The sequence below is a fragment of the Minwuia thermotolerans genome (genome assembly GCF_002924445.1).
Classification (GTDB): domain Bacteria; phylum Pseudomonadota; class Alphaproteobacteria; order Minwuiales; family Minwuiaceae; genus Minwuia; species Minwuia thermotolerans.
Genome location: NZ_PIGG01000031.1, coordinates 47,730 through 68,504, shown reverse-complemented (window position 1 = coordinate 68,504; position 20,775 = coordinate 47,730). Strand labels below are relative to the sequence as shown.

At 67.4% G+C, this 20,775-nt stretch carries 18 protein-coding genes and 1 riboswitch; of the genes, 6 read left to right on the top strand and 12 right to left on the bottom strand.

Features of this window, described 5'->3' with window-relative positions; all coding sequences use genetic code 11:
* Positions 1-7: 7 nt before the first annotated feature.
* Positions 8-1,780 carry a tetratricopeptide repeat protein gene (locus tag CWC60_RS08240; RefSeq protein ID WP_109793522.1) on the bottom strand — a complete coding sequence of 591 codons (1,773 nt, stop codon included), beginning with the start codon at positions 1,778-1,780 and terminating at the stop codon, positions 8-10.
* A gap of 221 nt (positions 1,781-2,001) precedes the next feature.
* Between CWC60_RS08240 and flbT the strand changes: the two genes are divergently transcribed.
* The 3 genes from flbT (at position 2,002) to CWC60_RS08225 (ending at position 3,568) form a co-directional block, all read left to right on the top strand.
* Positions 2,002-2,406, top strand: coding sequence for a flagellar biosynthesis repressor FlbT (flbT, locus tag CWC60_RS08235; RefSeq protein ID WP_109793521.1), 405 nt, complete (start codon positions 2,002-2,004; stop codon positions 2,404-2,406).
* Positions 2,387-2,746, top strand: coding sequence for a flagellar biosynthesis regulator FlaF (gene flaF / locus CWC60_RS08230; protein ID WP_109793520.1), 360 nt, complete (start codon positions 2,387-2,389; stop codon positions 2,744-2,746). Before flbT ends, flaF begins: the two co-directional genes overlap by 20 nt.
* Positions 2,747-2,809: 63 nt before the next feature.
* The gene (locus tag CWC60_RS08225; protein ID WP_109793519.1) at positions 2,810-3,568 is read left to right on the top strand and encodes a glutathione S-transferase family protein; all 759 of its coding nucleotides are present in this window, start codon (positions 2,810-2,812) and stop codon (positions 3,566-3,568) included.
* An 87-nt stretch (positions 3,569-3,655) separates the two neighbouring features.
* Here the strand turns inward: CWC60_RS08225 and CWC60_RS08220 are convergent, their stop codons facing one another.
* The 4 genes from CWC60_RS08220 to CWC60_RS08205 all read right to left on the bottom strand — a co-directional run bounded on the left by CWC60_RS08220 (position 3,656) and on the right by CWC60_RS08205 (position 9,454).
* On the bottom strand, positions 3,656-5,761 hold the full coding sequence (locus tag CWC60_RS08220; RefSeq protein ID WP_109793518.1) for a sodium-translocating pyrophosphatase: 2,106 nt from the start codon (positions 5,759-5,761) through the stop codon (positions 3,656-3,658).
* Positions 5,762-5,926: 165 nt separating this feature from the next.
* On the bottom strand, positions 5,927-7,159 hold the full coding sequence (locus CWC60_RS08215) for an MFS transporter (RefSeq protein WP_109793517.1): 1,233 nt from the start codon (positions 7,157-7,159) through the stop codon (positions 5,927-5,929).
* A gap of 70 nt (positions 7,160-7,229) precedes the next feature.
* Positions 7,230-8,735, bottom strand: coding sequence for a M81 family metallopeptidase (locus CWC60_RS08210; protein WP_109793516.1), 1,506 nt, complete (start codon positions 8,733-8,735; stop codon positions 7,230-7,232).
* The gene (locus tag CWC60_RS08205; protein ID WP_109793515.1) at positions 8,735-9,454 is read right to left on the bottom strand and encodes a pyrimidine 5'-nucleotidase; all 720 of its coding nucleotides are present in this window, start codon (positions 9,452-9,454) and stop codon (positions 8,735-8,737) included. The genes CWC60_RS08210 and CWC60_RS08205 overlap by 1 nt, the downstream gene beginning before the upstream one ends.
* Before the next feature lie 110 nt (positions 9,455-9,564).
* On the opposite strand from CWC60_RS08205, the gene CWC60_RS08200 reads away from it, so the two are divergent.
* Entirely contained in the window at positions 9,565-10,791 is a 1,227-nt protein-coding gene (locus CWC60_RS08200) for a DUF2336 domain-containing protein (protein ID WP_164516432.1), read from the top strand.
* A gap of 32 nt (positions 10,792-10,823) precedes the next feature.
* The gene (locus tag CWC60_RS08195) at positions 10,824-11,819 is read left to right on the top strand and encodes an NAD-dependent epimerase/dehydratase family protein (RefSeq protein WP_109793513.1); all 996 of its coding nucleotides are present in this window, start codon (positions 10,824-10,826) and stop codon (positions 11,817-11,819) included.
* Here the strand turns inward: CWC60_RS08195 and CWC60_RS08190 are convergent.
* The 5 genes from CWC60_RS08190 to CWC60_RS08170 form a co-directional block, all read right to left on the bottom strand.
* Positions 11,809-12,567: a class I SAM-dependent methyltransferase gene (locus CWC60_RS08190; protein WP_109793512.1), complete on the bottom strand. Its 759-nt coding sequence runs from the start codon at positions 12,565-12,567 to the stop codon at positions 11,809-11,811. The two genes, CWC60_RS08195 and CWC60_RS08190, sit on opposite strands and share 11 nt — an antisense overlap.
* 12 nt (positions 12,568-12,579) lie before the next feature.
* A complete protein-coding gene (gene yddG, locus CWC60_RS08185) occupies positions 12,580-13,461 on the bottom strand; it encodes an aromatic amino acid exporter YddG (protein ID WP_109793511.1) in 882 nt (293 codons plus the stop codon).
* A gap of 108 nt (positions 13,462-13,569) precedes the next feature.
* On the bottom strand, positions 13,570-14,241 hold the full coding sequence (locus CWC60_RS08180) for a DUF2459 domain-containing protein (RefSeq protein WP_109793510.1): 672 nt from the start codon (positions 14,239-14,241) through the stop codon (positions 13,570-13,572).
* Between the two features lie 37 nt (positions 14,242-14,278).
* Positions 14,279-14,950 (bottom strand): 3,4-dihydroxy-2-butanone-4-phosphate synthase, encoded by a 672-nt coding sequence (gene ribB / locus CWC60_RS08175; protein ID WP_109793509.1) that lies wholly within the window; start codon positions 14,948-14,950, stop codon positions 14,279-14,281.
* A gap of 109 nt (positions 14,951-15,059) precedes the next feature.
* Positions 15,060-15,207: riboswitch (FMN riboswitch) on the bottom strand.
* Positions 15,208-15,268: 61 nt separating this feature from the next.
* A complete protein-coding gene (locus CWC60_RS08170; RefSeq protein WP_109793508.1) occupies positions 15,269-16,144 on the bottom strand; it encodes an alpha/beta fold hydrolase in 876 nt (291 codons plus the stop codon).
* Positions 16,145-16,214: 70 nt separating this feature from the next.
* Between CWC60_RS08170 and CWC60_RS08165 the strand changes: the two genes are divergently transcribed.
* Positions 16,215-17,024, top strand: coding sequence for an enoyl-CoA hydratase/isomerase family protein (locus tag CWC60_RS08165; RefSeq protein ID WP_206419831.1), 810 nt, complete (start codon positions 16,215-16,217; stop codon positions 17,022-17,024).
* Between the two features lie 6 nt (positions 17,025-17,030).
* Here the strand turns inward: CWC60_RS08165 and CWC60_RS08160 are convergent, their stop codons facing one another.
* Together CWC60_RS08160 and CWC60_RS08155 are read right to left on the bottom strand one after the other, a co-directional pair.
* Entirely contained in the window at positions 17,031-19,154 is a 2,124-nt protein-coding gene (locus tag CWC60_RS08160) for an AsmA family protein (protein WP_109793506.1), read from the bottom strand.
* Between the two features lie 137 nt (positions 19,155-19,291).
* Positions 19,292-20,677 carry a caspase family protein gene (locus tag CWC60_RS08155; protein WP_109793505.1) on the bottom strand — a complete coding sequence of 462 codons (1,386 nt, stop codon included), beginning with the start codon at positions 20,675-20,677 and terminating at the stop codon, positions 19,292-19,294.
* Positions 20,678-20,775 lie beyond the last annotated feature (98 nt).

Genomic DNA, 20,775 nt, shown 5'->3' with positions numbered 1-20,775 from the left:
CGTCGCCTCAGTCCAGTTCCAGCCTCTCGCCGGCGCGTCTGCGGGCCGCAGCGCAGGGCACGGCGGGCCATGCGTCGGGCCGGTCGGCGACGAAGATATCCGTGGTCGGAAACCAGGGCTCGACGCCGGCGCCGAAATGGAAGCGGTCGTGCTTGTGCAGCAGGGTGATCGCAGGAATCTGCATCGCGCCGGCGATGGCCACCGGCGAGGAGGAGATCGAAACCATGTAATCGAGGGCGGCGGTATAGGCGGCGGCCTCGTCCAACTGGTCGCGGCGGTCGATATCGTCCCAGTCGTGCAGGATGACGCCCTTCTCGTCGGCCAGGCGGCGGCAGTCCTCGCGCGCGTCCTTGTACATGCAGTTCACGAAATGGCCGCCCTTCTGCTGCAGGTCGAAGAAGGGCTGGAAGTCCATCAATGACATGTAGCCCTTGGCGCGGATCGGCGTGATGAAGCCGCCGGACCAGCAGATGCCGATCTTCGGGCCGTCGCCGATGGCGTCGAAACGGGAGCGCCAGAATGCCACCCGTTCCGGGTCGGGCTTCAGGTAGGCGCCGTTGCGGGCGAAGCTGGCCACATCGCCGCGCACCAGCTGGAAGATCGAACCGGAGGGGATGAACAGGTCCGGCTGCGGCACGCCGTCTTCCCGCAGCCAGCCATAGTGACGGTGGATCTTGGCGTTGGAGCGGAAGGTGACGTGACGGTGGACCGTTGCCTCGGGGAAGGAGCGCTGGAACCAGGTCACAAGTCGCCGGTCGCACTCGATGATGACGTGGCCGGCGCGCTCGATGACGTCCTGATAGGCGCTGGCGAAGATGATGGCGTCGCCGATGCCCTGTTCGTCGCAGATCAGGATGGTCTTGTCCGAAATGTCCTCGCCCTGCCAGCGGGGCAGATCGTGGACGAAGACGACCGAATCCTTGCGCCGCCGGTCCAGGCGCCATTCGTATTCGGCCCAGCCCTTTTCCAGCTCCCCGACGCCGAGCAGGGAGGAAGCGTAGGAGAACCGCGTGTCGGGGTCGTCGGGGCGGAGCGCCACCGACTTCTCCAGGAAGGGCAGGGACTCCGCGAAGCGTCCCTCGGCGGAATAGGCATGGCCCATGTTCGACCAGGCGAGGTCGTAGTCGGGATTGAGCCGGAGCGACTCCTCGAAAAACGGCCGCGCATGATCGGCGCCGCGCGCTTCAGCCACCGTGACGCCCAGCGCCTGCCAGAGCGTGGGATCCTGCTGCGACTGCTCGATGGCGAATTTCAGCGTGTCGATGGCCAGGTCGTACTCGCCCTTGCCGCGCTTGACCGCGGCCAGCGCCGTATGACCGCGGGGATCGTCGGGGTTACGCTGGATGACCATGGCGTACATGCGCTCGGCAGCGTCCAGCATGCCCAGATCCTGGGCCAGAAGGCCGATGCCGTACAACAGCTCCAGATCCTCGCCGGCGGCCTTCAGGGCCTTCTCCATGACATGGATCGCGGCCTGGACGTTGCCGGCATGGCGCAGGTTGTTGCCCAGCACCAGCAACGTGTCGGCGTTGTGCGGGTCCAGCCGGTGGGCCTGCAGCAGTTCGGCCGAGGCCTCCACGAACTTGTTCATGTTTGACAGCTTGCCGGCCTTGGCGAGATGCTGGATCGCGCGTTTCAGTTCCGCCCTGGTCGGCGTGCGGTCGTCATCGACGCGGGCGATCGCGTCCAGGATCTGGATCGTGTCGCCCTGCATGATGGTCCGGCCGACCTTGGGGCGTTGCAGCGGTTCGGACTTGGTCAGATGGGCGTGTCGGGCCATGGGAAACGGTCATCCGTTGTTACTGGATCGAGCCGCATCAAACGGTGCCCACGGTAAAGATTGTCCTAACCAATACCTGGTTCTGCGCCCGTCCCCAGACCCGTTCGGCGTTAACGATAAATCAACCGCACCCGCGCAGATTCCGCATCGATGGCCGTGCCCGCGGCCGTCATGGATGTTCAACTGTCTCGGGAGGGCCGGGCGACCGGCCGGATCGCAACATGGCGCTGAAACTCACCCTGAAGCCCGGCGAGAAATTCGTCATCAACGGCGCCGTCATCGCCAATGGCGACCGCCGCGCGACCCTCGTCCTGCACAACAAGGCGTCGATCCTGCGGGAGAAGGACATCCTGAAGCCCGAGCGCGTCGACACACCGGCGAAGCGAATCTACTTCGCCATCATGTCGATGTATCTCGACGAAAAGGTCCGGCCGCGGTTCTACGAAGAATTCGTCTTGCGCATGTCGGAGTTCATGGGGGTCGTCACGGATGCTGACGCCCTGGCGAATTGTGTCGCCATCAGCCAGTGCGTGATGGACCGTCAGTACTACAAGGGTCTGACGCTGTGCCGCCGCCTGCTCGACTTCGAAAGAGAGAGACTGAGCTATGAGCCTGCGAGCGTATAGCAATGCGCAGCGTGTCGTAGAGACGCCGCGCGATACCGAATACCGCCTGTTCGCCGAAATCACGCGGCGGCTGATCGAGGTCAAGGATCTGCCCCGTCATGACAATGGCGTCATCGAGGCGATCCACCGCAACAAGCGGCTGTGGTCGACCCTGATGGCGGATTGCTCACGGGACGGCAACTCGCTGCCGGAATCGACCCGCGCCTCGATCATCTCGCTGGCGCTGTGGGTAGACCGTCATTCCAGTGCCGTGATGCGCGGCCAGGAAAGCGTCGACGACCTCGTGGCGGTGAACCGCACCATCATGGAAGGTCTGGCGCAGCGGCCCGCCGCCGCCTGATCGCGGTTCCATACCGGCTCTCCCTGGGCTAGACCGAAGGTCTGAACCGGGGAGGGTTTTCACATGTCGAGATTCGTATCCATCACCGAGGCCCGGGCGATGTCCGGGCTGCGCATGGCGTGCCTGCGCGCCGTGCCGAGCCCCTGGACAGAGGCGGCCAAGGGCATCTTTCACGTCAAGGGACTGGACTGCCAGTACGCGGGGCAGTCGGAAGACGATCCCGAGAACGCCATTGCCCAGTGGGCGGGCGATTCGTCGGCACCCGTCGTGGCCTATGATGACGAGCCGCTGCGCACCGGCTGGGCAGGGATCCTGCTGCTGGCTGAACGCCTCGCGCCTGATACGCCGCTGCTGCCCGCCGATTTCGAGGGCCGCGCCGTTGTCATGGGGCTGGCCCACGAGATCTGCGGCGAGATGGGGTTGGGCTGGGCGGCCCGCAATCTCCTTGTCGGGGAGGGGTTCGCGAGCGAGGGCGCCAGCGGCTTCCACCCCAAGGTGGGCAAGTTCCTCGCCGGGAAATACGGCTACCGGGAAGAGGAGGACTATCGTGGCCGCGTCATCCAGATCCTCGAAGGGCTGTCGGCGCGGATCGCGGGCAGGCGCTTTCTGGTGGGCGACAGCCTGACCGCGGTCGATATCTACTGGGCCGTGTTCTCGAATCTGCTGGCGCCGCTGCCCGAGGAGAAGCTGCCCATGCACCCGCGCTTCCGCCAGATGTGGGAGACGGCGCCCGCAGAGGTGAAGGCGGCGGCCTCCGGCGAACTGATGGCGCACCGCGACCGCATCTACGACGAATATCTGGAGACGCCGGCAGTTCTCTGAACGCCGCCGCCGGCAGCACCGGAAAAGCAAAAGCCCCGCGGGATCGCTCCCGCGGGGCCTTCTGTTTCGGGACCGTGGTCCGTCCGCTCAGTGCGCCAGGATCGCCAGCAGCAGGAGCGCCATGATGTTGGTGATCTTGATCATGGGGTTCACGGCCGGGCCGGCGGTGTCCTTGTAGGGATCGCCGACCGTGTCGCCGGTCACTGCGGCCTTGTGGGCCTCGGAGCCCTTGCCGCCGTGATTGCCGTCCTCGATGTACTTCTTGGCGTTGTCCCAGGCGCCGCCGCCGACGGTCATGGAGATCGCGACGTAGAGGCCGGTGACGATCACGCCCAGCAGCATGGCGCCGACCGAGGCCAGGGCCTCGGCCTTGCCCGCCACCGCGAAGATGACGAAGTACACCACGATCGGGGCCAGCACAGGCAACATCGACGGCACGATCATTTCCTTGATCGCCGACTTGGTCAGCATGTCCACGGCCCGGCTGTAGTCGGGCTTGGAGGTGCCTTCCATGATGCCCGGATCGTCCCGGAACTGGCGGCGAACCTCCTCGACGACCGAGCCGGCGGCGCGGCCCACGGCGGTCATCGACATGGCGCCGAAGAGGAAGGGCAGCAGGCCGCCGAAGATCAGGCCGACCACCACGAACGGGTTGGACAGCTCGAAGTCGACGACGACGCCGGCGAAGTACGGATACAGGTCCGGATTGGCGGCGAAGAACTTCAGATCCTGCGTGTAGGCCGCGAACAGCACCAGGGCGCCGAGACCGGCGGAGCCGATGGCGTAGCCCTTCGTCACCGCCTTGGTGGTGTTGCCGACCGCGTCCAGGGCGTCGGTGGTCTTGCGCACCGATTCGTCCAGGTCGGCCATCTCGGCGATGCCGCCGGCGTTGTCCGTGACCGGACCATAGGCGTCCAGCGCCACGACCATGCCGGCCAGCGCCAGCATGGCGGTGACCGCGATGGCGATGCCGAACAGGCCCGCGAGACCGTAGGTGACGATGATGCCGGTGCAGATGATCAGCGCCGGGATCGCCGTCGATTCCATGCCGATGGCGAGGCCCTGGATGATGTTGGTGGCGTGACCGGTGTTGGAAGCACTGGCCACCGAGCGAACGGGGCGGTACTCCGTCGAGGTGTAGTACTCGGTGATCCAGATGATCAGGCCGGTGACTACCAGGCCGGCGACGGCGCAGAAGAACAGGTCCATGCCGGTAAAGCTGCTGCCGCCGGCTTCCATGACCGTGTCCATGCCGACCACGTAGCTGGTGACCGGCCAGATCAGGATCGCTGACAGCACCGCCGAAGCGATGAAGCCCTTGTAGAGCGCGCCCATGATGTTCTGCGACGAACCCAGGCGCACGAAGTAGGTGCCGATGATGGAGGTGACGATGCAGATGCCGCCGATGGCCAGCGGATACATCATGGTCGAGTAGGCGAGGTCGCCGACGAACAGGATCGAGGCCAGCACCATGGTGGCGACGACGGTCACCGCGTAGGTCTCGAACAGGTCCGCGGCCATGCCGGCGCAGTCGCCGACATTGTCGCCGACATTGTCGGCGATCACCGCCGGGTTGCGGGGGTCGTCCTCGGGGATGCCGGCTTCGACCTTGCCCACCAGGTCGGCGCCGACGTCGGCGCCCTTGGTGAAGATGCCGCCGCCGAGACGGGCGAAGATGGAGATCAGCGACGCGCCGAAGCCGAGGGCGACCAGCGGGTCGATCAGGGCGCGGCCGTCGACGCCGAGGCCGAGCAGGACCGCGTAGTAGCCCGCGACGCCCAGCAGGGCGAGGCCGGCGACCAGCATGCCGGTGACCGCACCGGCCTTGAAGGCGATGGAGAGGCCCTTGGCCAGGCTCTCGCGCGCGCCTTCGGTGGTGCGGACATTGGCCCGGACCGACACGTTCATGCCGATATAGCCGGCAGCGCCGGACAGGATGGCCCCGATCAGGAAGCCGATCGCGACCAGGCCGCCCAGCAGCAGGTAAAGGATGATGGCGATGACGACGCCGACGACGGAAATCGTCATGTACTGGCGATTGAGGTAGGCGCGCGCGCCCTCCTGCACCGCGGCGGCGATTTCCTGCATGCGCTGGCTGCCCGCGGGCGAGCCGATGACCTGCATGGCCGTGACGATGCCGTAAACGATCGCCAGCGCCCCGGCGACGAGTACGAGCAGTAGTGTCGTATCCATTTCTGTATGTCCCCTGTCGAACGGAAACGAATGGCAGGGTGGCCTCGAAACCCCTCCGAACACGCGGCCCTGCCGTCGAGAGTGGCGGCTATATGCCAAAACCGCCCGTCCAGCGCAACAGATGCGCAAGATTGCGGCAGTCCCATGCGGGAGCCGCAGGCGCGGTCAGGCGCGGCGCATGCCCCGCCGCGTGGCCATCAGCCAGAAGACGCCGGCCAGGGCGAGTCCGATCACCGGGACGGCGGTCAGCGTCACCGCGTTCCAGCCGATGAACTCGAGCAACTGGCCGGAACTCAACGAGGAAACGGCAACCATGCCGAAGACCAGGAAGTCATTGAGCCCCTGCACGCGGGGCGCTTCCTCGGGCTCGTAGCACTCGGCCAGCAGGGTCGTGCCGCCGACGAACATGAAGTTCCAGCCGATGCCGAGAAGCACCAGTGCGGACCAGAAATGCAGGAACTCGAGGCCCGAAAGCGCAGTGGCGACGCAGATCAGGTTCAGAACGCCGCCGACGGCGATGATTCGCAGAACGCCGAAACGGCTGATCAGGTGACCGGTGAAGAAGCTGGGGGCGAACATCGCCACCACGTGCCACTGGATCACGGTGAAGGCCTGGGTGTCGGCGAGTCCGCAGCCCACCATGGCCAGGGGCGTCGCGGTCATGATCAGGCTCATGACGCCGAAGCCTGCCATGCCGGAGCCTGCGGCCACCCAGAAGACCGGCTGCTTCATGATCTCGGACAACGGCCGGCCCTGTTCCGCGCGGGTCCGGCGGACCGGACGCGGGATGCGCAGGAACGAGAGGATAACCGCGGAGATGACGCAAAGCGCGACCACGCCCAGATAGGCGCCGAAATAGGGGATGGCGATCGCGCCGAGGCCCGGCAGGTCGATCACCATGTCCTTGGTCCATTTCACCAGTTCCGGACCGAGAAATCCGGCGACGACGCCGCCGGCCATGACCAGGGAGACCGCGCGCGGCCTGAAGGGTATGGGCGCCATGTCGACGGCGGCGTGGCGGTACTGCTGCACGAAGGCGGAGAACATGCCGACCAGCCCGGTCGCGGCGCAGAACAGCCAGAAACTCTGCAGATAGAGGGCCAGGCAGGCCATGAAGCCGCCGGCGACGCCCAGCATCGTGCCCATCATGAACCCGGCGCGCCGGCCGACGCGGCCCATGAGATGAGCGGCGGGTATGGTCATCAGCGCCGTGCCCGTGACGACGGTCGTGACGGGCAGGGTGGCCAGGCCCTTGTTCTCGGCCAGCCAGTAGCCGACGAGACCGCCCATCGCGATCATCATCGACATGGTCGACGTGCCCAGGCCCTGACAGGTGGCCAGCAAGGCGACGTTGCGCTTCACCTCGGGGGTGGCGCGATGTTGTGCGGTCGCGGTCATGGGGCGCGAAGATAGGCGGGAGCGATCAAAAAGCCATCATGTATTTTGCATGCGGCGTATGTAAAACCGCTCAGCCGCCGAAGGGGGCGCCATGCGGTCCCAGACGGACGCCGGGCCGCAGATTGCGGTAGGCGTTCCGCGCCGGGTTGTCGACGAACGCGCCGGGCGCTTCGACCACCAGAATCGTCTCGGCGATATCGGTGAAGTCACCCCGGAAATGCACCGCCGATTTCAGGCCCAGAATGGGCACGTCGGCGGGCTCGATACCGATATGGCGGAACATTTCCTTGTCGGCCGCCTGCATCCGGTTCTCGCAGACCACGACGCTGACGCCGGCGGTTGTGAGCACGGCCGTCTTGCCGAGATTGGCGTTGGTGCCGCCATAGAATGGCCCGGTGCAGAGAAAACGGCCCTCCGACAGGCCCGTGACCTCGAACTCCGCCTCGAAGGGCGGGTCGCCCTCTGTGAACAGTTTGCCGCCGAGCGCCAGGGTCAGCCGGGCGCCGACGCCGGCCTCGTGGGCGGCGCGGGCCGCCGCCGGATCCGTCAGGTGACCGATCACGGCGCCCTGCGCGCCGCCCTCGACCAGCGCGCGGAGCAGGCCGGTCGTGTCAGAGGTGCCGCCGGCGCCGGAATTGTCCTGGGCATCGCAGAGCACTACGGTCTTCGTCGCCCGGTTGGAAAGCCGCAGGGCTTCGGCGACGGCGGCGCGGGGCGCCAGCATGGGCTCGGCGAAACCGGCTTCGTTGGCCAGCACGAAGTCGGCGATCTCCTGCGCCGCACGGTCGGCGCTTTCCTGATCGTCGGCATAGGCGACCACCGCCGGTCCGCATTCGCGGATGTCGGCGGGGTGGAAGCCCGGCGTATAGCTGGTCGAGGAGACCGCGCCGCCTTCCAGCCGCGCGACCAGTTCGTAGACCGACTTCGACGGCTCCACCATGGTGCACTGCCCGGTCAGAGGCGGCAGGAAGTCCAGCTTGACGAAGGCCCTGGCCTGGCTTGGCCGGCCGCGCAGCAGCTCGTCCAGATGACGCGCCGCGCGGCGGCCGGTTTCGGCCATGTCCACATGCGGATAGGTGCGATAGGCGATCAGCGCATCCGCCAGGTCCACCATCTGCCGGGTGATGTTGACGTGCAGGTCCAGGCTGACGACCACGGGGATGTCGCCGCCAATGCGGGATCGCAGCCGCGCCAGCAGCTCGCCCTCGCCATCCTCCAGATGCTCGGTCACCATGGCGCCGTGCAGGTCCAGATAGATCGCGTCCGCGCCGTCGTGGACGGCCTGTTCCAGCCCTTCCAGCATCAGCGCGGTGATCCGCTCATAGGCGTCTTCGGTCACGTAGCCGGCGGGCACGGCGGCGGACCAGCACACCGGCGCCAGTTCGTGTCCCAGGTTCTGCGCCTCGTTGATGAAGCCGCCGGTGCCGATGTTGATGGGCGGGAAGACCTTCAGCATGTCCTCGCCCAGGGTCAGCGGCGGCCAGCCCTCGCCCTTCTCGAAATGCTCGTAGGTCGTCAGGATCGGCGCGAAGGTGTTGGTTTCGTGCATGAAGCCGGCATGGGCGATACGGGCCATCAGTTCTGTCCCTCCTCGGGTTCGCGGCGTCCCTCGATGACATCGAGCGCCGCGCTCAGGAACCGGTTCAGATCCTCGGTGACATAGTGGATGTGCTCGCCCTCGGAATGGTCGAAGCTCCACTCGCTGATGCCCGGAATCCAGACCGTGGTCATGCCGAGCTCGTGCGCCGGGGCGAGGTTGCGCGCCATGTCCTCGAACATCGCCGCCTTCGCCGGTTCGACCGCATGCGCTTCCAGGAACCGGCGATAGGGTTCGACGTGCTTCTTGGGCACGTAGTCGGAATGGACGATGTCGAAGATGCCTTCGAAATGCTCGTGGATCCCGAGGTGGATCATGATGTTCTCGGCGTGGCGGACGGAGCCGTTGGTGAAGATCAGCTTTCGCCCCGGCAGCCGGCCCAGGATCGCCGGCAGTTCCGGATTGGGCGGAATGGGCGAAAGATCGATCTCGTGCACATAGTCCAGGAAGTCCCGGGGGTTGATGCCGTGATGGTCGATCAGGCCCTTCAGGGTCGTCCCGTGCGAGAGGAAATAGCCCTTCTGCAGCCGGTGCGCCTCCTCGGCGTCGATCTCCAGCAGGTCCATGATGAATTCGCGCATCCGGTCGGAGACCTGTGCGAACAGGTCGGAACTCGCCGGGTAGAGCGTGTTGTCGAGATCGAACACCCATGTCTCGACATGGCGCAGGTCGGGTGCTTCGGGATTGGTCAGAGGCATGGCGCATTTATAGCCGACCGCGCCGCCGGCGGGGCAAGTCATTAACCGCAGGTTAGCGATCCCGATCTATCGTGGTGGGCGAGTGCTCCGAACCGAGGCGGGAGAAGATGATGGCAGATGACGCCCGCGCCACGACGCCCGACTACAGCGAAGCCAAGCCGCTGCTGCTGCGCGGGGATGCGGCCGACCGCGTGGCTCTGGCCGGGAACCCCGAGACACAGCCCGAAGTGCTTTATTACCTTGTCGACGATGATGACGAGGGCGTGCGCCTGGCCGTGGCGTCGAATGACGCGGCCCCGGGCCTGGCCAATCTCAAGCTCACCGAGGACGATGCCGACGACGTCCGCATCGAACTGGCGCGGAAGATCGGGCGACTGCTGCCGGAGCTGAAGGCGGAGAAGAAGAAAAAGCTCCGCGAGCTGACCATCCAGGCCCTGGAGAAGCTGTCGGAGGACCAGTTGCCGGCGGTGCGCGCGGCGCTCGCCGAGGCGGTCAAGACCTCCCGCGATATCCCGAAGGACTCGGTGATGAAACTGGCGCAGGACGTGGAAGCCATCGTCGCCGCGCCCATCCTCGAATATTCGCCGCTGCTCAGCGACGCCGATCTGGTCGAACTCATCGCCGCCGGCGTGACGATCGGCGCGCTGCCCGCCATCGCCCGGCGTCACGATCTGGGCGCCGAGGTCGGCGACGCCATCGTCGCCACCGCGGACATGCCGTCGATCGCGGCGCTGCTGCACAACAAGTCCGCCACGATCCGCGCGCGCACCCTCGACAATGTCGCCGAGGAGGCCGAGCGGTTCGAGGAACTGCATGAGCCGGTCGTCATGCGCCCGGAACTCTCCCAGCGCGCGATGCGCCGGATCGCCTCGTTCATCTCGCGCTCACTGCTGGAACAGCTTTCCGAGCGCGGCGGCCTGGACAACAAGACCCGCCGCGTGCTTGCCGAGGCGGTGTCCGAGCGCCTGTCCGAGGATCGCGACGCCGATGGCAAGCTGGACGCGGACTTCGCCGAGCACCTGGCCAGACAGGGCAAGCTGGACGACGAAGTACTGCGCAGCGCCCTGGAAAAGAACCGCCGCAGTTTCGTGATCCGCGCCCTGGCGCTGCTCGCCGGCCGTTCCGACGCCGGCGTCGAGCGGATCATGGAAATGCAGAACGCCAAGGCGACGACGGCGCTGGTCTGGGAGGCCGGGCTGTCCATGCGCACCGCCCTGATGGTGCAGCAGCGCGTCGCCAAGGTGGCCCCGAGCCAGATCCTGCCGGCCCGCAACGGTGTCGACTTTCCCATGACGCCGGAAGAGATGGAGATCCAGATCGCCCACATCGCCGATTGATCCGCGCCGCGTCGCGCGGCCACACTCGGGACATGAGTGATCGTACCGCCTTCGTCACCGGCGCGACCGGATTCCTCGGGCTGCACCTCGTGGAACAGCTCCGCCGGCGCGACTGGCATGTGGTGGCGCTGCGCCGCCGGACCTCCGATACCCGCCTTCTGGACCGCATGGGCGCCGAGCAGGTGGTCGGCGACGTCACCGATATCGACAGCCTTCGCCGCGGCATTCCGGTCGGTTGCGATGCGGTCTTCCATGCCGCGGCGCTGACGTCGATCTGGAAGAAGCAGGCAGACGAACAGGAAGCGGTCAATGTCGGCGGTACGCGGAACGTGATCCGCGCGGCGCTCGACAACGGCGTCGGGCGCGTGCTGCACACCTCGACCTGGAACGTCTTCGACTGGTCGGGCGGGGAGATCACCGAGGATACGCCCAAGGGCGGCGACACGGCCTGGATCGGCTACAACCGGACAAAGCTCGCCGCCGAGGAAGCGGTGCTGGATGCCGTGGGGTCCCAGGGGCTGGACGCGGTGATCCTGAATCCGAGCCACATCATCGGACGCTATGACCGTCACAACTGGGCGCGGCTGATCTCCATGGCCGCCATGGGGCGGCTGCCCGGGGTGCCGCCGGGAGCGGGCGATTTCGCCCACGGTCCGGCGGTGGCGGCGGCGCATGTCGCGGCATTCGAGAAGGGCGGGCGCGGGCGGAACTACCTGCTCGGCGGGCCGCACGCCCGCTTTCTCGATCTGGTCCGCCTGATCGCCCGGCATGCGCGCCAGGAGAAGGTTCCGAAACGCACGGTGCCCCCCTTCCTGCTGAAGGCGATGGGCCATTTCGAGGAGAAGCTGGCCGCGATTACCGGCTGGACGCCTGAAGTGACGCCGGAGGCGGCGGAGATGGTTTCGCGGCGGGTGACCATTGTCTCCACCCGGGCACGGGACGAACTGGGCTACGCGCCGACGCCGCTCGATGAGGCGGTGGAGGACGCCTATGTCTTCCTGATGCGGGAAAAGCTCATCACTTCCTGAGGGTTTCGCCGACACGTTGCGGCGTGGCGACAACGCCGGCGCGGGCGCGGCGCCGTTTCCGCTTGCGCTCCGCCGCCATCAGCGGCGTGGCCGCATAGACCTGTTTCTGCGCCTCCACCATGATCAGCCCGCCGAAGCCGGGCCAGAGCCTCTGGCCCATCCGCTCCAGCAGGCGGTTGGCGCGCAGCACCGGCCGCCAGCGGCTGGGCGGCAGATGCAGCGCCGTCTCGACCCGGCCTGAATCGAACATGTTGTCGCGCAGAAGCCGCACGAGCTGGCCCTGGGTATAGGGTTGGCCGTGGCCGAAGGGCGTGTTCTCGGCCCGGCTCCAGAGACCGCGGCGGTTGGGCACGACGAACAGCGCCTGACCGCCGCTGTCGAGGACCCGCCAGATCTCCCGCAGCATCGGGCGCAGATTCTCGGCCGTCTCCAGGCAATGGACCACCAGGATGCGGTCGAAGCTCTGATCGGGCAGGGGCAGTTCCAGTTCGTCCGCGAGCATCACCCGGTTCGGGCCGGTGCGGGGCCAGAGCCGGACGCCCTGGTTGGCGGGCATCAGCGCGAGCGTCCGCTCGGCTTCGTCCGCGAATGGCCTGAGAAACGGTGTGGCGTAGCCGATGCCCAGCACGCGCTGGCCCTTCACGTCCGGCCAGAGCCGGCGGATGTCGCCCGTCAGGTGACGGCGCGCCACACGCCCCAGATGGCCGGCATAGAACTGGCCGAGATCGACGATATCCGGACGCCACATGGCGGCAATCTATCACGCGGGCCGGCGGCGGCGCAGCATTTCGCGGGCCGCCAGCGCCGCGCCCCCGGTGATCAGCAGGCAGGCCAGGCCGATCCGCCAGGTCGGCTCCGCCTCCCGCGCCGCAATCAGGATCACCGTCGAGATCAGCGGGGCGAGATAGGCCGACGCGCCAAGGACCCGGATGTCGCCGTGCTTGGTGCCGTGATCCCAGAGGAAGAAGGCGCCGCCCACGGGCCCCAGGCCGAGCCCCAGCACCGCCAGCCACTGCCACGCAGTGCCCGGCCACACCGTCTGCTCCAGCCCCAGATGAAGGCCGAAGGCGAGTATTGCGGTGACGCCGCAGAAGCCGCCCACCGCGTCGGTCGGCACGTCGGGAAAGCGGCGGTTGAGGACCGAGTAGCCGGACCAGATCAGGGCGCAGGCCATCGCCGCGAAATAGCCGCCGGAGAGCCCGGCGAAGGCGAGGCCGCCCCGGGAGATGATCAGGATGGCGCCGGCGAAGCCCAGAACGGCCCCGGCCAGGTGGAACCAGCGCAGCCGTTCGCCCGGCAGAAGGGCGGAGAACAGCACGATGAGCAACGGCCACAGATAGGCGATCAGGCTGGCGTCGACGACGGGCGCGGTGCGCAGCGCCAGGAAGTACATCGCGTGATAGCCGAACAGGCCGGCGACACCCAGCAGCCAGGCCGCTGGCGGTTGCCGCAGGCGGCGAAGCGGATTGCGCCGTTTGACGATCCACAGCGTCAGCGCGATCAGGAAGGCGACCAGAAAGCTCATGGCCGTCAGCTGCAGCGGCGGTACGTCGCCGCTGGCGGCGGTGAACAGCGCCAGCAGCGCCCAGAGGAGGACGGCGCCGATGCCGACGAGGGTTGCGCGCGCGCTGCGGGCGTTCATGCTTCCGGTCCGGGGAACTGGTCGGTGACGCGGAAAACTATGGCGCGCCGCCGCCCGATGCAATTGCCCTCCGCCGCAGAACGATGCGGGTTGCCGAGCCGCCTTTCGTCATTCCGTCACACGCGGCAATGCGCGCACGCGCAGCATCAGTTCCGCGCCGGTCATCGCGCCGGTGGTGGAGACATCCAGCCCGGCCGCGGCCAGCACGCGGGCGAGCCAGTTGTTGCAGGTGTTGAACATCTGGAAACGGCCGTGGGCCGGGTAGAAGTTGCGCCCGCCCCGGCGCCCGCCCGGGATCGGCTCGGCCCGGCCGCCGTCCGGCCGGTCGAACGAAGCGTCGATCGCCTCGGCGATCCGCCCGAATTCTCCGTCGCTCACCGGCAGGGACAGCAGATCGTCCGCGCCCGCGAAGGGTGGTGGACCGCGCGCGCCTATCTTCATCACGGCCTCCGTCGGGGTCATCAGCGCGGAAAGACCCATCCCGACAGTGGGATTCGGATCGGGGTAGTAGTCGCGGTCGCCCCAGCCGAACTCCAGAAACGGGGCGTCCGGAAAATCCGCCGCTTCCGGCAGGTGCGACGACGGCAGCGCGTCGCGCGCCATGACGATTCCGGTGTGCAGCCGGCTTCTCACGAGATAGACGGTCCGGGTGAGGCTGCCGCCGTCCACGGTCGGGTCCGGCGTCGGAACCGGTGTGCCGGCGGGCGCACAGGCGCCGACCCAGGCCATGCAGAAGGCGCCGATGCCGATCAGGGCAGCGCGCACGCCGAGGGCGCTCATGCTTCCGGCCCAGGATTGCGGGAACGCAACCTCACATCTAGCCGGCCCGTTCGAGTCCGGCGCCTTCCGTCCGCCAGGCCACCAGATCCTCGATCGAGAGCACCGGCATGCCGTGGCGGCGGGCGAAGGCGACGATCTCCGGCAGCCGGGCCATCGTCCCGTCCGGATTGGCCAGTTCGCAGAGCACGGCGGCGGGCTTGAACCCGGCCAGGGCGGCCAGGTCGACGCTTGCCTCCGTGTGGCCGCGCCGCGAAAGGACGCCGCCGTCGGCGGCCCTGATCGGGAAGATATGGCCCGGCCGCGCCAGATGATCGGCGCGGGCCTGAGCCGCAATCGCCGTGCGCACCGTCGTTACCCGGTCGGTGGCCGAGACGCCGGTGGTAACGCCTTCGCGGGCCTCGATGGAGATGGTGAAGGCGGTACCCATCCGCGAGGTGTTGGCGGCCACCATCTGGGGCAGTTCCAGGCGGTCGATCAGCTCGCCCCGCATGGCCAGGCAGACGATGCCGGAACATTCGCGGATCAGCATCGCCATCTGGCGCTCGCTTACCGTCTCGGCGGCGAAGATGAGGTCGCCCTCGTTCTCCCGGTCCTCGTCGTCGACGACCAGGATGCCGTTGCCCTGGCGCAGGGCCGAAAAGGCGGCCTCCACGCGCTGCAACGGCGTTCCGAATGATGACAGAAGGGGTTCCTGTCCGAATGTCGGCATGGTGTCCTCCCGCAGTGTCCAGCGGGTGACTCATGCCCAGGGCGCGGTGGCGGGCGGATGCCCGGCAACCGTGAACGCGGCGCGCGCCCGCTCGGCGGGGTTGCGCCGCATGCTCTCTCTCCCATCCGGACTGTTACCGTCGGCCCCGGAATTGCACCGGGTCTGCTGACCCTCAACGTCGCTGAGGCGCTCGCGGGCTTCGAGGCCTGAGCCCCGTTACCGCCGGTCGGGAATTTCACCCTGCCCTGAGAAAGCGTCACCAGTCATGTAAGCGGCAAACGCGCCGCGCCGACAAGGTTAGCGGGGGTTACGTCCGCGTCAATAGCCCGCGATCATCTGCTTCAGCATGGCTGCCGTTTCCTGCGGCTTGTCCAGCAGCAGGTGATGATAGGCGCCGGGCATCTCCACGAATCCGGTTCCCGGCGGGGCGATCGATTTCATGAACTCCATCGTCGCCGGCGTGCAGAGCGTGCTTTCGGCGCCCCAGAAGACCGTGGTCGGCGCCTGGACACGCGGGAAATAGTCACGCTGCTCGGCCCAGAACGCCGGGCCGAAGGCGGGATGGCCGAAGATGTTGGTGCGCGCCTTCCAGGTCCAGCCTTTCGGCGTCTCCATCACGCCGTCCTCGGCGATGTAGCGGACTGCATAGGGTGTCACGACCGGCTGATCGGGAATCAGACGGAACCGCTCCAGCGCGATGTCCCGGCTGGGGTAGAGGCGCTTCGCGACCCTGGGCGGGCTGTTGCGCGGCGCGTCCGGCGGGTAGACGGGCGAATCCATCATGATGAAACCCCGGATCAGTTCCGGGCGGTCGGCGGCCAGGCGCATCGACATGCCGCCGCCGAAGCTGTGGCCGACCAGAACCGGCGGCGCGGCGAAGTCCATGCCGGCGATGACCTGCACGATGTCCTCGACGAACCCGTCGGGGGTGACCAGGGCGCGCTCCTCGGAATCGCCCATGCCGGCGAAGTCCATCGCCGCGACGCGGTAATCCTGTGCAAGTGCGGGCGCGATGAAGTCCCACCAGCCGCTGTGGGCGGCGTTGCCGTGGCACAGCACGACGCCCGGCGCGTCCGCCGCCCCGCGCACGCGGTAGTGAATCTTCGCCCCGCCGCTGTCGGCGTAGCGTCTTTCCCAGGGACTCTCCACCGCCTCGACGAACCAGTCGGGCGCCTCCGCACGCCATCCGCTCATGAAATCCTCCCCACCTCCGATGCGCTTCCTTCATAATGGCTGCGGACCGGATCGCGAAGGGGAGGATGCGATGACCCACCAGTACAAATCCGCAAGGTTCGACATCGACGGCGACGGGATCGCCCGCTTCACCATGTGCAAGCCGGAGATCCTCAACCCGCTGACCGACGATCTGCGCGATGATTTCGAGGCCATGGTCAATACCGTCGAGGGCAACCCCGACGTGAAGGTGCTGATTCTGGCCGGGGAGGGACGGGCGTTCTCCGCGGGCGGCAACGTCAAGGGCATGGCGGAGCGCAAGGACGCCCAGGCGGCGCAGGCCCGTACGCGTCTCTATGACGCCCACAACTGGCTGCAGCGGCTCTACAACATCGATTGCCCGGTGATCGCCGCGGTCGACGGCCTGGCCTATGGCGGCGGCTTCGCCTTCGCGCTGGTCGCGGATTTCATCTTCGCCAGCGAAAAGGCGCGCTTCTGCAGCGTGTTCGGCCGCATCGGCCTGATGCCGGACCTGGGCGTGCTCTACACCCTGCCGCGCGTCGTCGGCATGGCGGCGGCGAAGGACCTGATGTTCACCTGCCGCTCGATCGACGTCGAGGAGGCGAAGGCGCTGGGCATCGTCCACCAGATTCACCGCTCCGAGACGCTGATGGGCGCCGTCGACGATTTCGCCGCCCGGCTCGCGCACAGCTCCAAGGACGCCATCGCCATCACCAAGCGCACGGTCAATGGCGCCTTCGAATCGACCTATGGCGACGTTGTGGACGCCGAGGCCAACGGTCAGGCGGTGATGTTCACCACCCCATTCCACAAGGAAGCGGTACGGCGTTTCATGGCCAAGGAGCCGTCGCTCTATGACTGGGACCGGATGACGAAATAGCCGCCCCTACAATTCGTCGAAGCCGGTGATCGGTTCGTCTTCCGCTTCGCGGGCGGCTTCGGCGGCAGGTCTCGGCCTGTCAGGCACGCCGCCGGCATCGACTTCGCCGCTATCGGCGTCCCGTTCGTCGGCGTTCCCTGGCCCGGCAGCTTCCGTTTCTGAATCGCGGGAAGCGGAATCGCCCGTGCCGCCTTCCGCCGGGCGTACGCCGGTCTGCGAGGGCGCTTCCGTCCCTTCCGGATCCGGGTCCGGCGCCGCCGGTGTGGGCGAAGGCTCACTCGCCAGTTCCAGTGCGCCGCCGATCAACGCGTCGCAATCCAGGCTTGGCTGATCGCCGGTCTCGAAGAAGGGCAGGGCGTCCAGCCCGCCGATGCTGTAGTCGGGATCGGAGAGCGGGCCGCTCAGGTGGATGGGCGCGTTGGCATCGATCAGGCTGAAATCCTTGGCGCGCGCCTCGAGCCGCATGTCGATCATCCGCTGCATCAGGTTGAGGCGACCCTTTGCGACCAGGACGGATTCCGCCGCATCGACAATGGCCCGGGTGACGATCAGATCGCTGCTGTCGACTTTCAGGTCGGCCCGCCCGCAGCGGATAGGCAGCATCGCACGCTCGGGTCTGGCGAGCCCGAGCGCCTCCAGCGGGTCGAGGCCGATCTTGCCGAGCAGTTGCGAGCCGATTGAGCCACCGCGCATGGCCAGCATGCCGTCGCCCTGAAGGCCGTCGAGGATGCCGGCGAAGGACCGGCCCCGGCCCTGAACGTCGATCCGGCCGAAAAAGGCGCCGCCCAGTTCGAGCGCGACCCCCGGCTCGGCGAAGAAGGGCCTGAGGTCCAGATCGCGGAACTGCATGCTGGCACCAGCGGCAAGCGGCGCCGAGCGCCCGTCGAGTTTCATTGCGCCGGAGGCTGTGCCGTCCGCAATGCCGAGTTCCAGCGGATCGGCGCGGAGCAGTCCGTCGGTCAACCGCACTCGCGTACCCAGCGAGCTGATCGGCAGGCGGCCGGAACGGACGCTTTCGGCGCGCCAGCTGATATCCATGTTCATGGCCTGCAGACGGCCGGTGCGGATCGCCTGGCCGGAGACCGGCGCGCTGTCCGTATTACCTGCGTCGTCACCGCCGGTGGGTTGCTCGGTTGTTGCCCGCGGCGCCTCGAACAGGGCGGCTGCGTCCTTCAGGCGGAGTTCCTGCGAGACGACTTCCGCGGAAAGGAACGGCTTGCCGCCGTCATGGCGGACTTCAAAGGACCCGGCCAGATCGCTCTGCCCCACGGTGCCGGAGAAGTCGCTGAAGCGGGTCTGAGCCGGCTCGTGCGTGAGATGGCCCTGCAGGTCATAGGGCGGTGTCTGCGGCAGAGGCAGGCCGAAGATCTGGTAGATCGCGGCCAGGGTCGGCCCTTTGGCGGCAAGCTGCAAGTCGAGACCGGCAAGATCCAGCGGCCGAAGCGCGCTGCCTTCGGCGTTGATCGACGTCCCGCCGACTTCGAGCGCCATATCGACGGGGTAGGACTCCTCCTTCTGACCGAGGTTGAAGACTGAGCCGCCGGTGAAGACGAGATCGACGGCCTTGTCCCGGAGCTGGCCGGTCAGATCGAGGTGCAGCCGGCCCTCACGGCGGCCAGGCGAGGCAGTTGCAGCGATGGCGCCTTCGAGACGCAGATCGTTGCGCGCGTCGCGGTAGACGACCTCGCCGTCGTTCATCTCCATGCGCCCAAGTTCGGGCAGGGCGCCAGCGGCCGGGCCCTCGCGCGCGAACGGGCCGAAGCGCCAGTTCGCCGCGCCATCGGGCGCGATGTAGAGGTCGTAGCCAGGCTGCTCCAGGGCCACCCGGGGGAACTCGTAGTCGCCCTGCAGCAGCGGCAGTACCCTGACGTCGATCTCCGTGCGCGCGACCTCCGCGAAAGGCCGCTCCCGGGCCTCCACATTGGCGATCACGAGGCCGGTGAGGATGACGCGGCTGGTCCAGCCGGGCTCCACGTCCAGCGACTCGATGGTCACCTCGCGCCCGGCGGCGGCGCTCAGCCGGTCTTCGGCAAGCGGCTTCAGCCAGTTCCAGTCGAAAACGAGCCCGGCGGCCACAGCGATGACGGCCAGCGCCGCCAGCGCGCCGCGGGCGATCTTCAGCGGTCTCATGCGCGTCCTTCATTCTTGTACGGCAGCGGGCTTGTCGGCGCCCGCGCGAAGGTTCACGCCTGTTGGATATGGGATCGGGATCGCGGCACGCAGCCACCGGCGGCCGCGACAAACCTACGCCCCACCGGGCAAGGCGGTTATTCGAAGCGGGTCAGGACCAGACCGGCTTCATTGCTCGGAGTCACGAGGATGTACCATCCGTCGTAGGCGAGCAGCCCGTCCGTCTCACCGAGAGACATTTCATAGCAATTGAGATTGGCCGAACCATGGACATAGTTGCTCGTCGGTTTTCGCACCAGGATCTCCAGCCCCTGCCGCAAACGGAGCATCTGCCCGCCGAAAACCTCATGATATTGAGGGACCTGACAGGCTCTTGAAACCGGGTACCGGCCGGAGACCTTGACCTGGATGCATCCTATGGCGTCGGGTTCCGATTGTCGGCGGCTGTCACAGCCTTCAACAGCCGGTGCTGGAGTGCGGTCCGAAGGTGCGGCTTCCGGAACTGTACGCACGGTCGCGGCAGGCGCGGCCGCCACAGGCGTCTCGATCGCGCGGATACGTTCGCGGGCGATCTCGGCGAAGATGCCGGCGGGATAGCGTTCCAGATAGCTCCGGAACAGACCGGCATTGTCCGTCGCCATGATGCTTTCCCAGTAGGCGAGTTCGATATCCTCGCGCGGCGTCTCGGGCCTCACCTCGGCAGGCCGCGATGCAGCGGGCGCCGCTGCGGCCGGCGGATCGGCCTTTCGCGTATTGAAGGCGAAATCGCCGATCAGGGACGAGGACGACCACGGCACCTGCTTCTCGCCGGTAGCGGCGGCCACCATCTGACGGACCTTCTTGAAGACCTGCTCCACGCCGAGGCCCGGTTCGCGCATGACTCGGGAGAGGGTCTCGGTGAACGGGCTGTGCGCGCCGGCGCCGTCGACGGCAAGCTGGCCGGGCGCGGTCGCATAGGCGATGTAGGTGCCCGTGGGCGCGTCCATCCGCGCCAGACCGCTGGCGGCGGAGCGGAACTCGCGCTGGAAGGGGTTGTTCCGGCAGGCGTCGAGGATGACGATATTCACGCCGGTGTTCGCATGCTGCATCTGTTCCAGGATGCTGCCGGCGGACACGGCTTCGATGTCGACGTCGCCCTCGGCCTCGATGACCGCCTCCACGGGCAGCAGGTAGTTTTCGCCCGCCACCTGGACGCCGTGGCCGGCGTAATAGAACAGCGCCACCGCGTCAGTACCGGCGCGGCGCAGCCAGCGGCCGAAATCGCGCACGCCGCGCTTCATGTCGCGCTGGTCGGCATTCTCGATCTCGATGACCCGGAATCCCATCTCCCGCAGCGTTGCGGCCATCAGCCGTGAATCGTTGACGGGGTTCTTCAGACTGCCGAGGGCGCCATAATCGCCATTGCCGATGACGAGCGCGATCCGTTCTTCCGCGACAGCAGGGGCCGCGACCGCAATCGCGACAAGCAGCGCCGTACAGATACGCAGCAGCACGGGCCATCCGGCCCGCCGGATTCGAATCATCGGGTTCCTGCTCCGACAAGGGCGTTTGCCGCTTGAACAGACGGGGGCGGATGGTGCGCGCGCCGCTCCGGGCTGTCAACGCGCTCGTGTGGCCTGAA

Excerpts from the sequence above, each read along its gene's own strand:
- CWC60_RS08215 (WP_109793517.1), bottom strand. The coding sequence starts at position 7,159 with ATGACCGCGACCGCACAACATCGCGCCACCCCCGAGGTGAAGCGCAAC.
- CWC60_RS08240 (WP_109793522.1), bottom strand. The coding sequence starts at position 1,780 with ATGGCCCGACACGCCCATCTGACCAAGTCCGAACCGCTGCAACGCCCC.
- CWC60_RS08195 (WP_109793513.1), top strand. The coding sequence starts at position 10,824 with ATGAGTGATCGTACCGCCTTCGTCACCGGCGCGACCGGATTCCTCGGG.
- CWC60_RS08210 (WP_109793516.1), bottom strand. The coding sequence starts at position 8,735 with ATGGCCCGTATCGCCCATGCCGGCTTCATGCACGAAACCAACACCTTC.
- CWC60_RS08205 (WP_109793515.1), bottom strand. The coding sequence starts at position 9,454 with ATGCCTCTGACCAATCCCGAAGCACCCGACCTGCGCCATGTCGAGACA.
- CWC60_RS08225 (WP_109793519.1), top strand. The coding sequence starts at position 2,810 with ATGTCGAGATTCGTATCCATCACCGAGGCCCGGGCGATGTCCGGGCTG.
- CWC60_RS08220 (WP_109793518.1), bottom strand. The coding sequence starts at position 5,761 with ATGGATACGACACTACTGCTCGTACTCGTCGCCGGGGCGCTGGCGATC.
- CWC60_RS08190 (WP_109793512.1), bottom strand. The coding sequence starts at position 12,567 with ATGTGGCGTCCGGATATCGTCGATCTCGGCCAGTTCTATGCCGGCCAT.
- ribB (WP_109793509.1), bottom strand. The coding sequence starts at position 14,950 with ATGCCGACATTCGGACAGGAACCCCTTCTGTCATCATTCGGAACGCCG.
- CWC60_RS08180 (WP_109793510.1), bottom strand. The coding sequence starts at position 14,241 with ATGAGCGCCCTCGGCGTGCGCGCTGCCCTGATCGGCATCGGCGCCTTC.
- flaF (WP_109793520.1), top strand. The coding sequence starts at position 2,387 with ATGAGCCTGCGAGCGTATAGCAATGCGCAGCGTGTCGTAGAGACGCCG.
- CWC60_RS08165 (WP_206419831.1), top strand. The coding sequence starts at position 16,215 with ATGACCCACCAGTACAAATCCGCAAGGTTCGACATCGACGGCGACGGG.
- CWC60_RS08160 (WP_109793506.1), bottom strand. The coding sequence starts at position 19,154 with ATGAGACCGCTGAAGATCGCCCGCGGCGCGCTGGCGGCGCTGGCCGTC.
- CWC60_RS08200 (WP_164516432.1), top strand. The coding sequence starts at position 9,565 with ATGGCAGATGACGCCCGCGCCACGACGCCCGACTACAGCGAAGCCAAG.
- yddG (WP_109793511.1), bottom strand. The coding sequence starts at position 13,461 with ATGAACGCCCGCAGCGCGCGCGCAACCCTCGTCGGCATCGGCGCCGTC.
- CWC60_RS08155 (WP_109793505.1), bottom strand. The coding sequence starts at position 20,677 with ATGATTCGAATCCGGCGGGCCGGATGGCCCGTGCTGCTGCGTATCTGT.
- CWC60_RS08170 (WP_109793508.1), bottom strand. The coding sequence starts at position 16,144 with ATGAGCGGATGGCGTGCGGAGGCGCCCGACTGGTTCGTCGAGGCGGTG.
- flbT (WP_109793521.1), top strand. The coding sequence starts at position 2,002 with ATGGCGCTGAAACTCACCCTGAAGCCCGGCGAGAAATTCGTCATCAAC.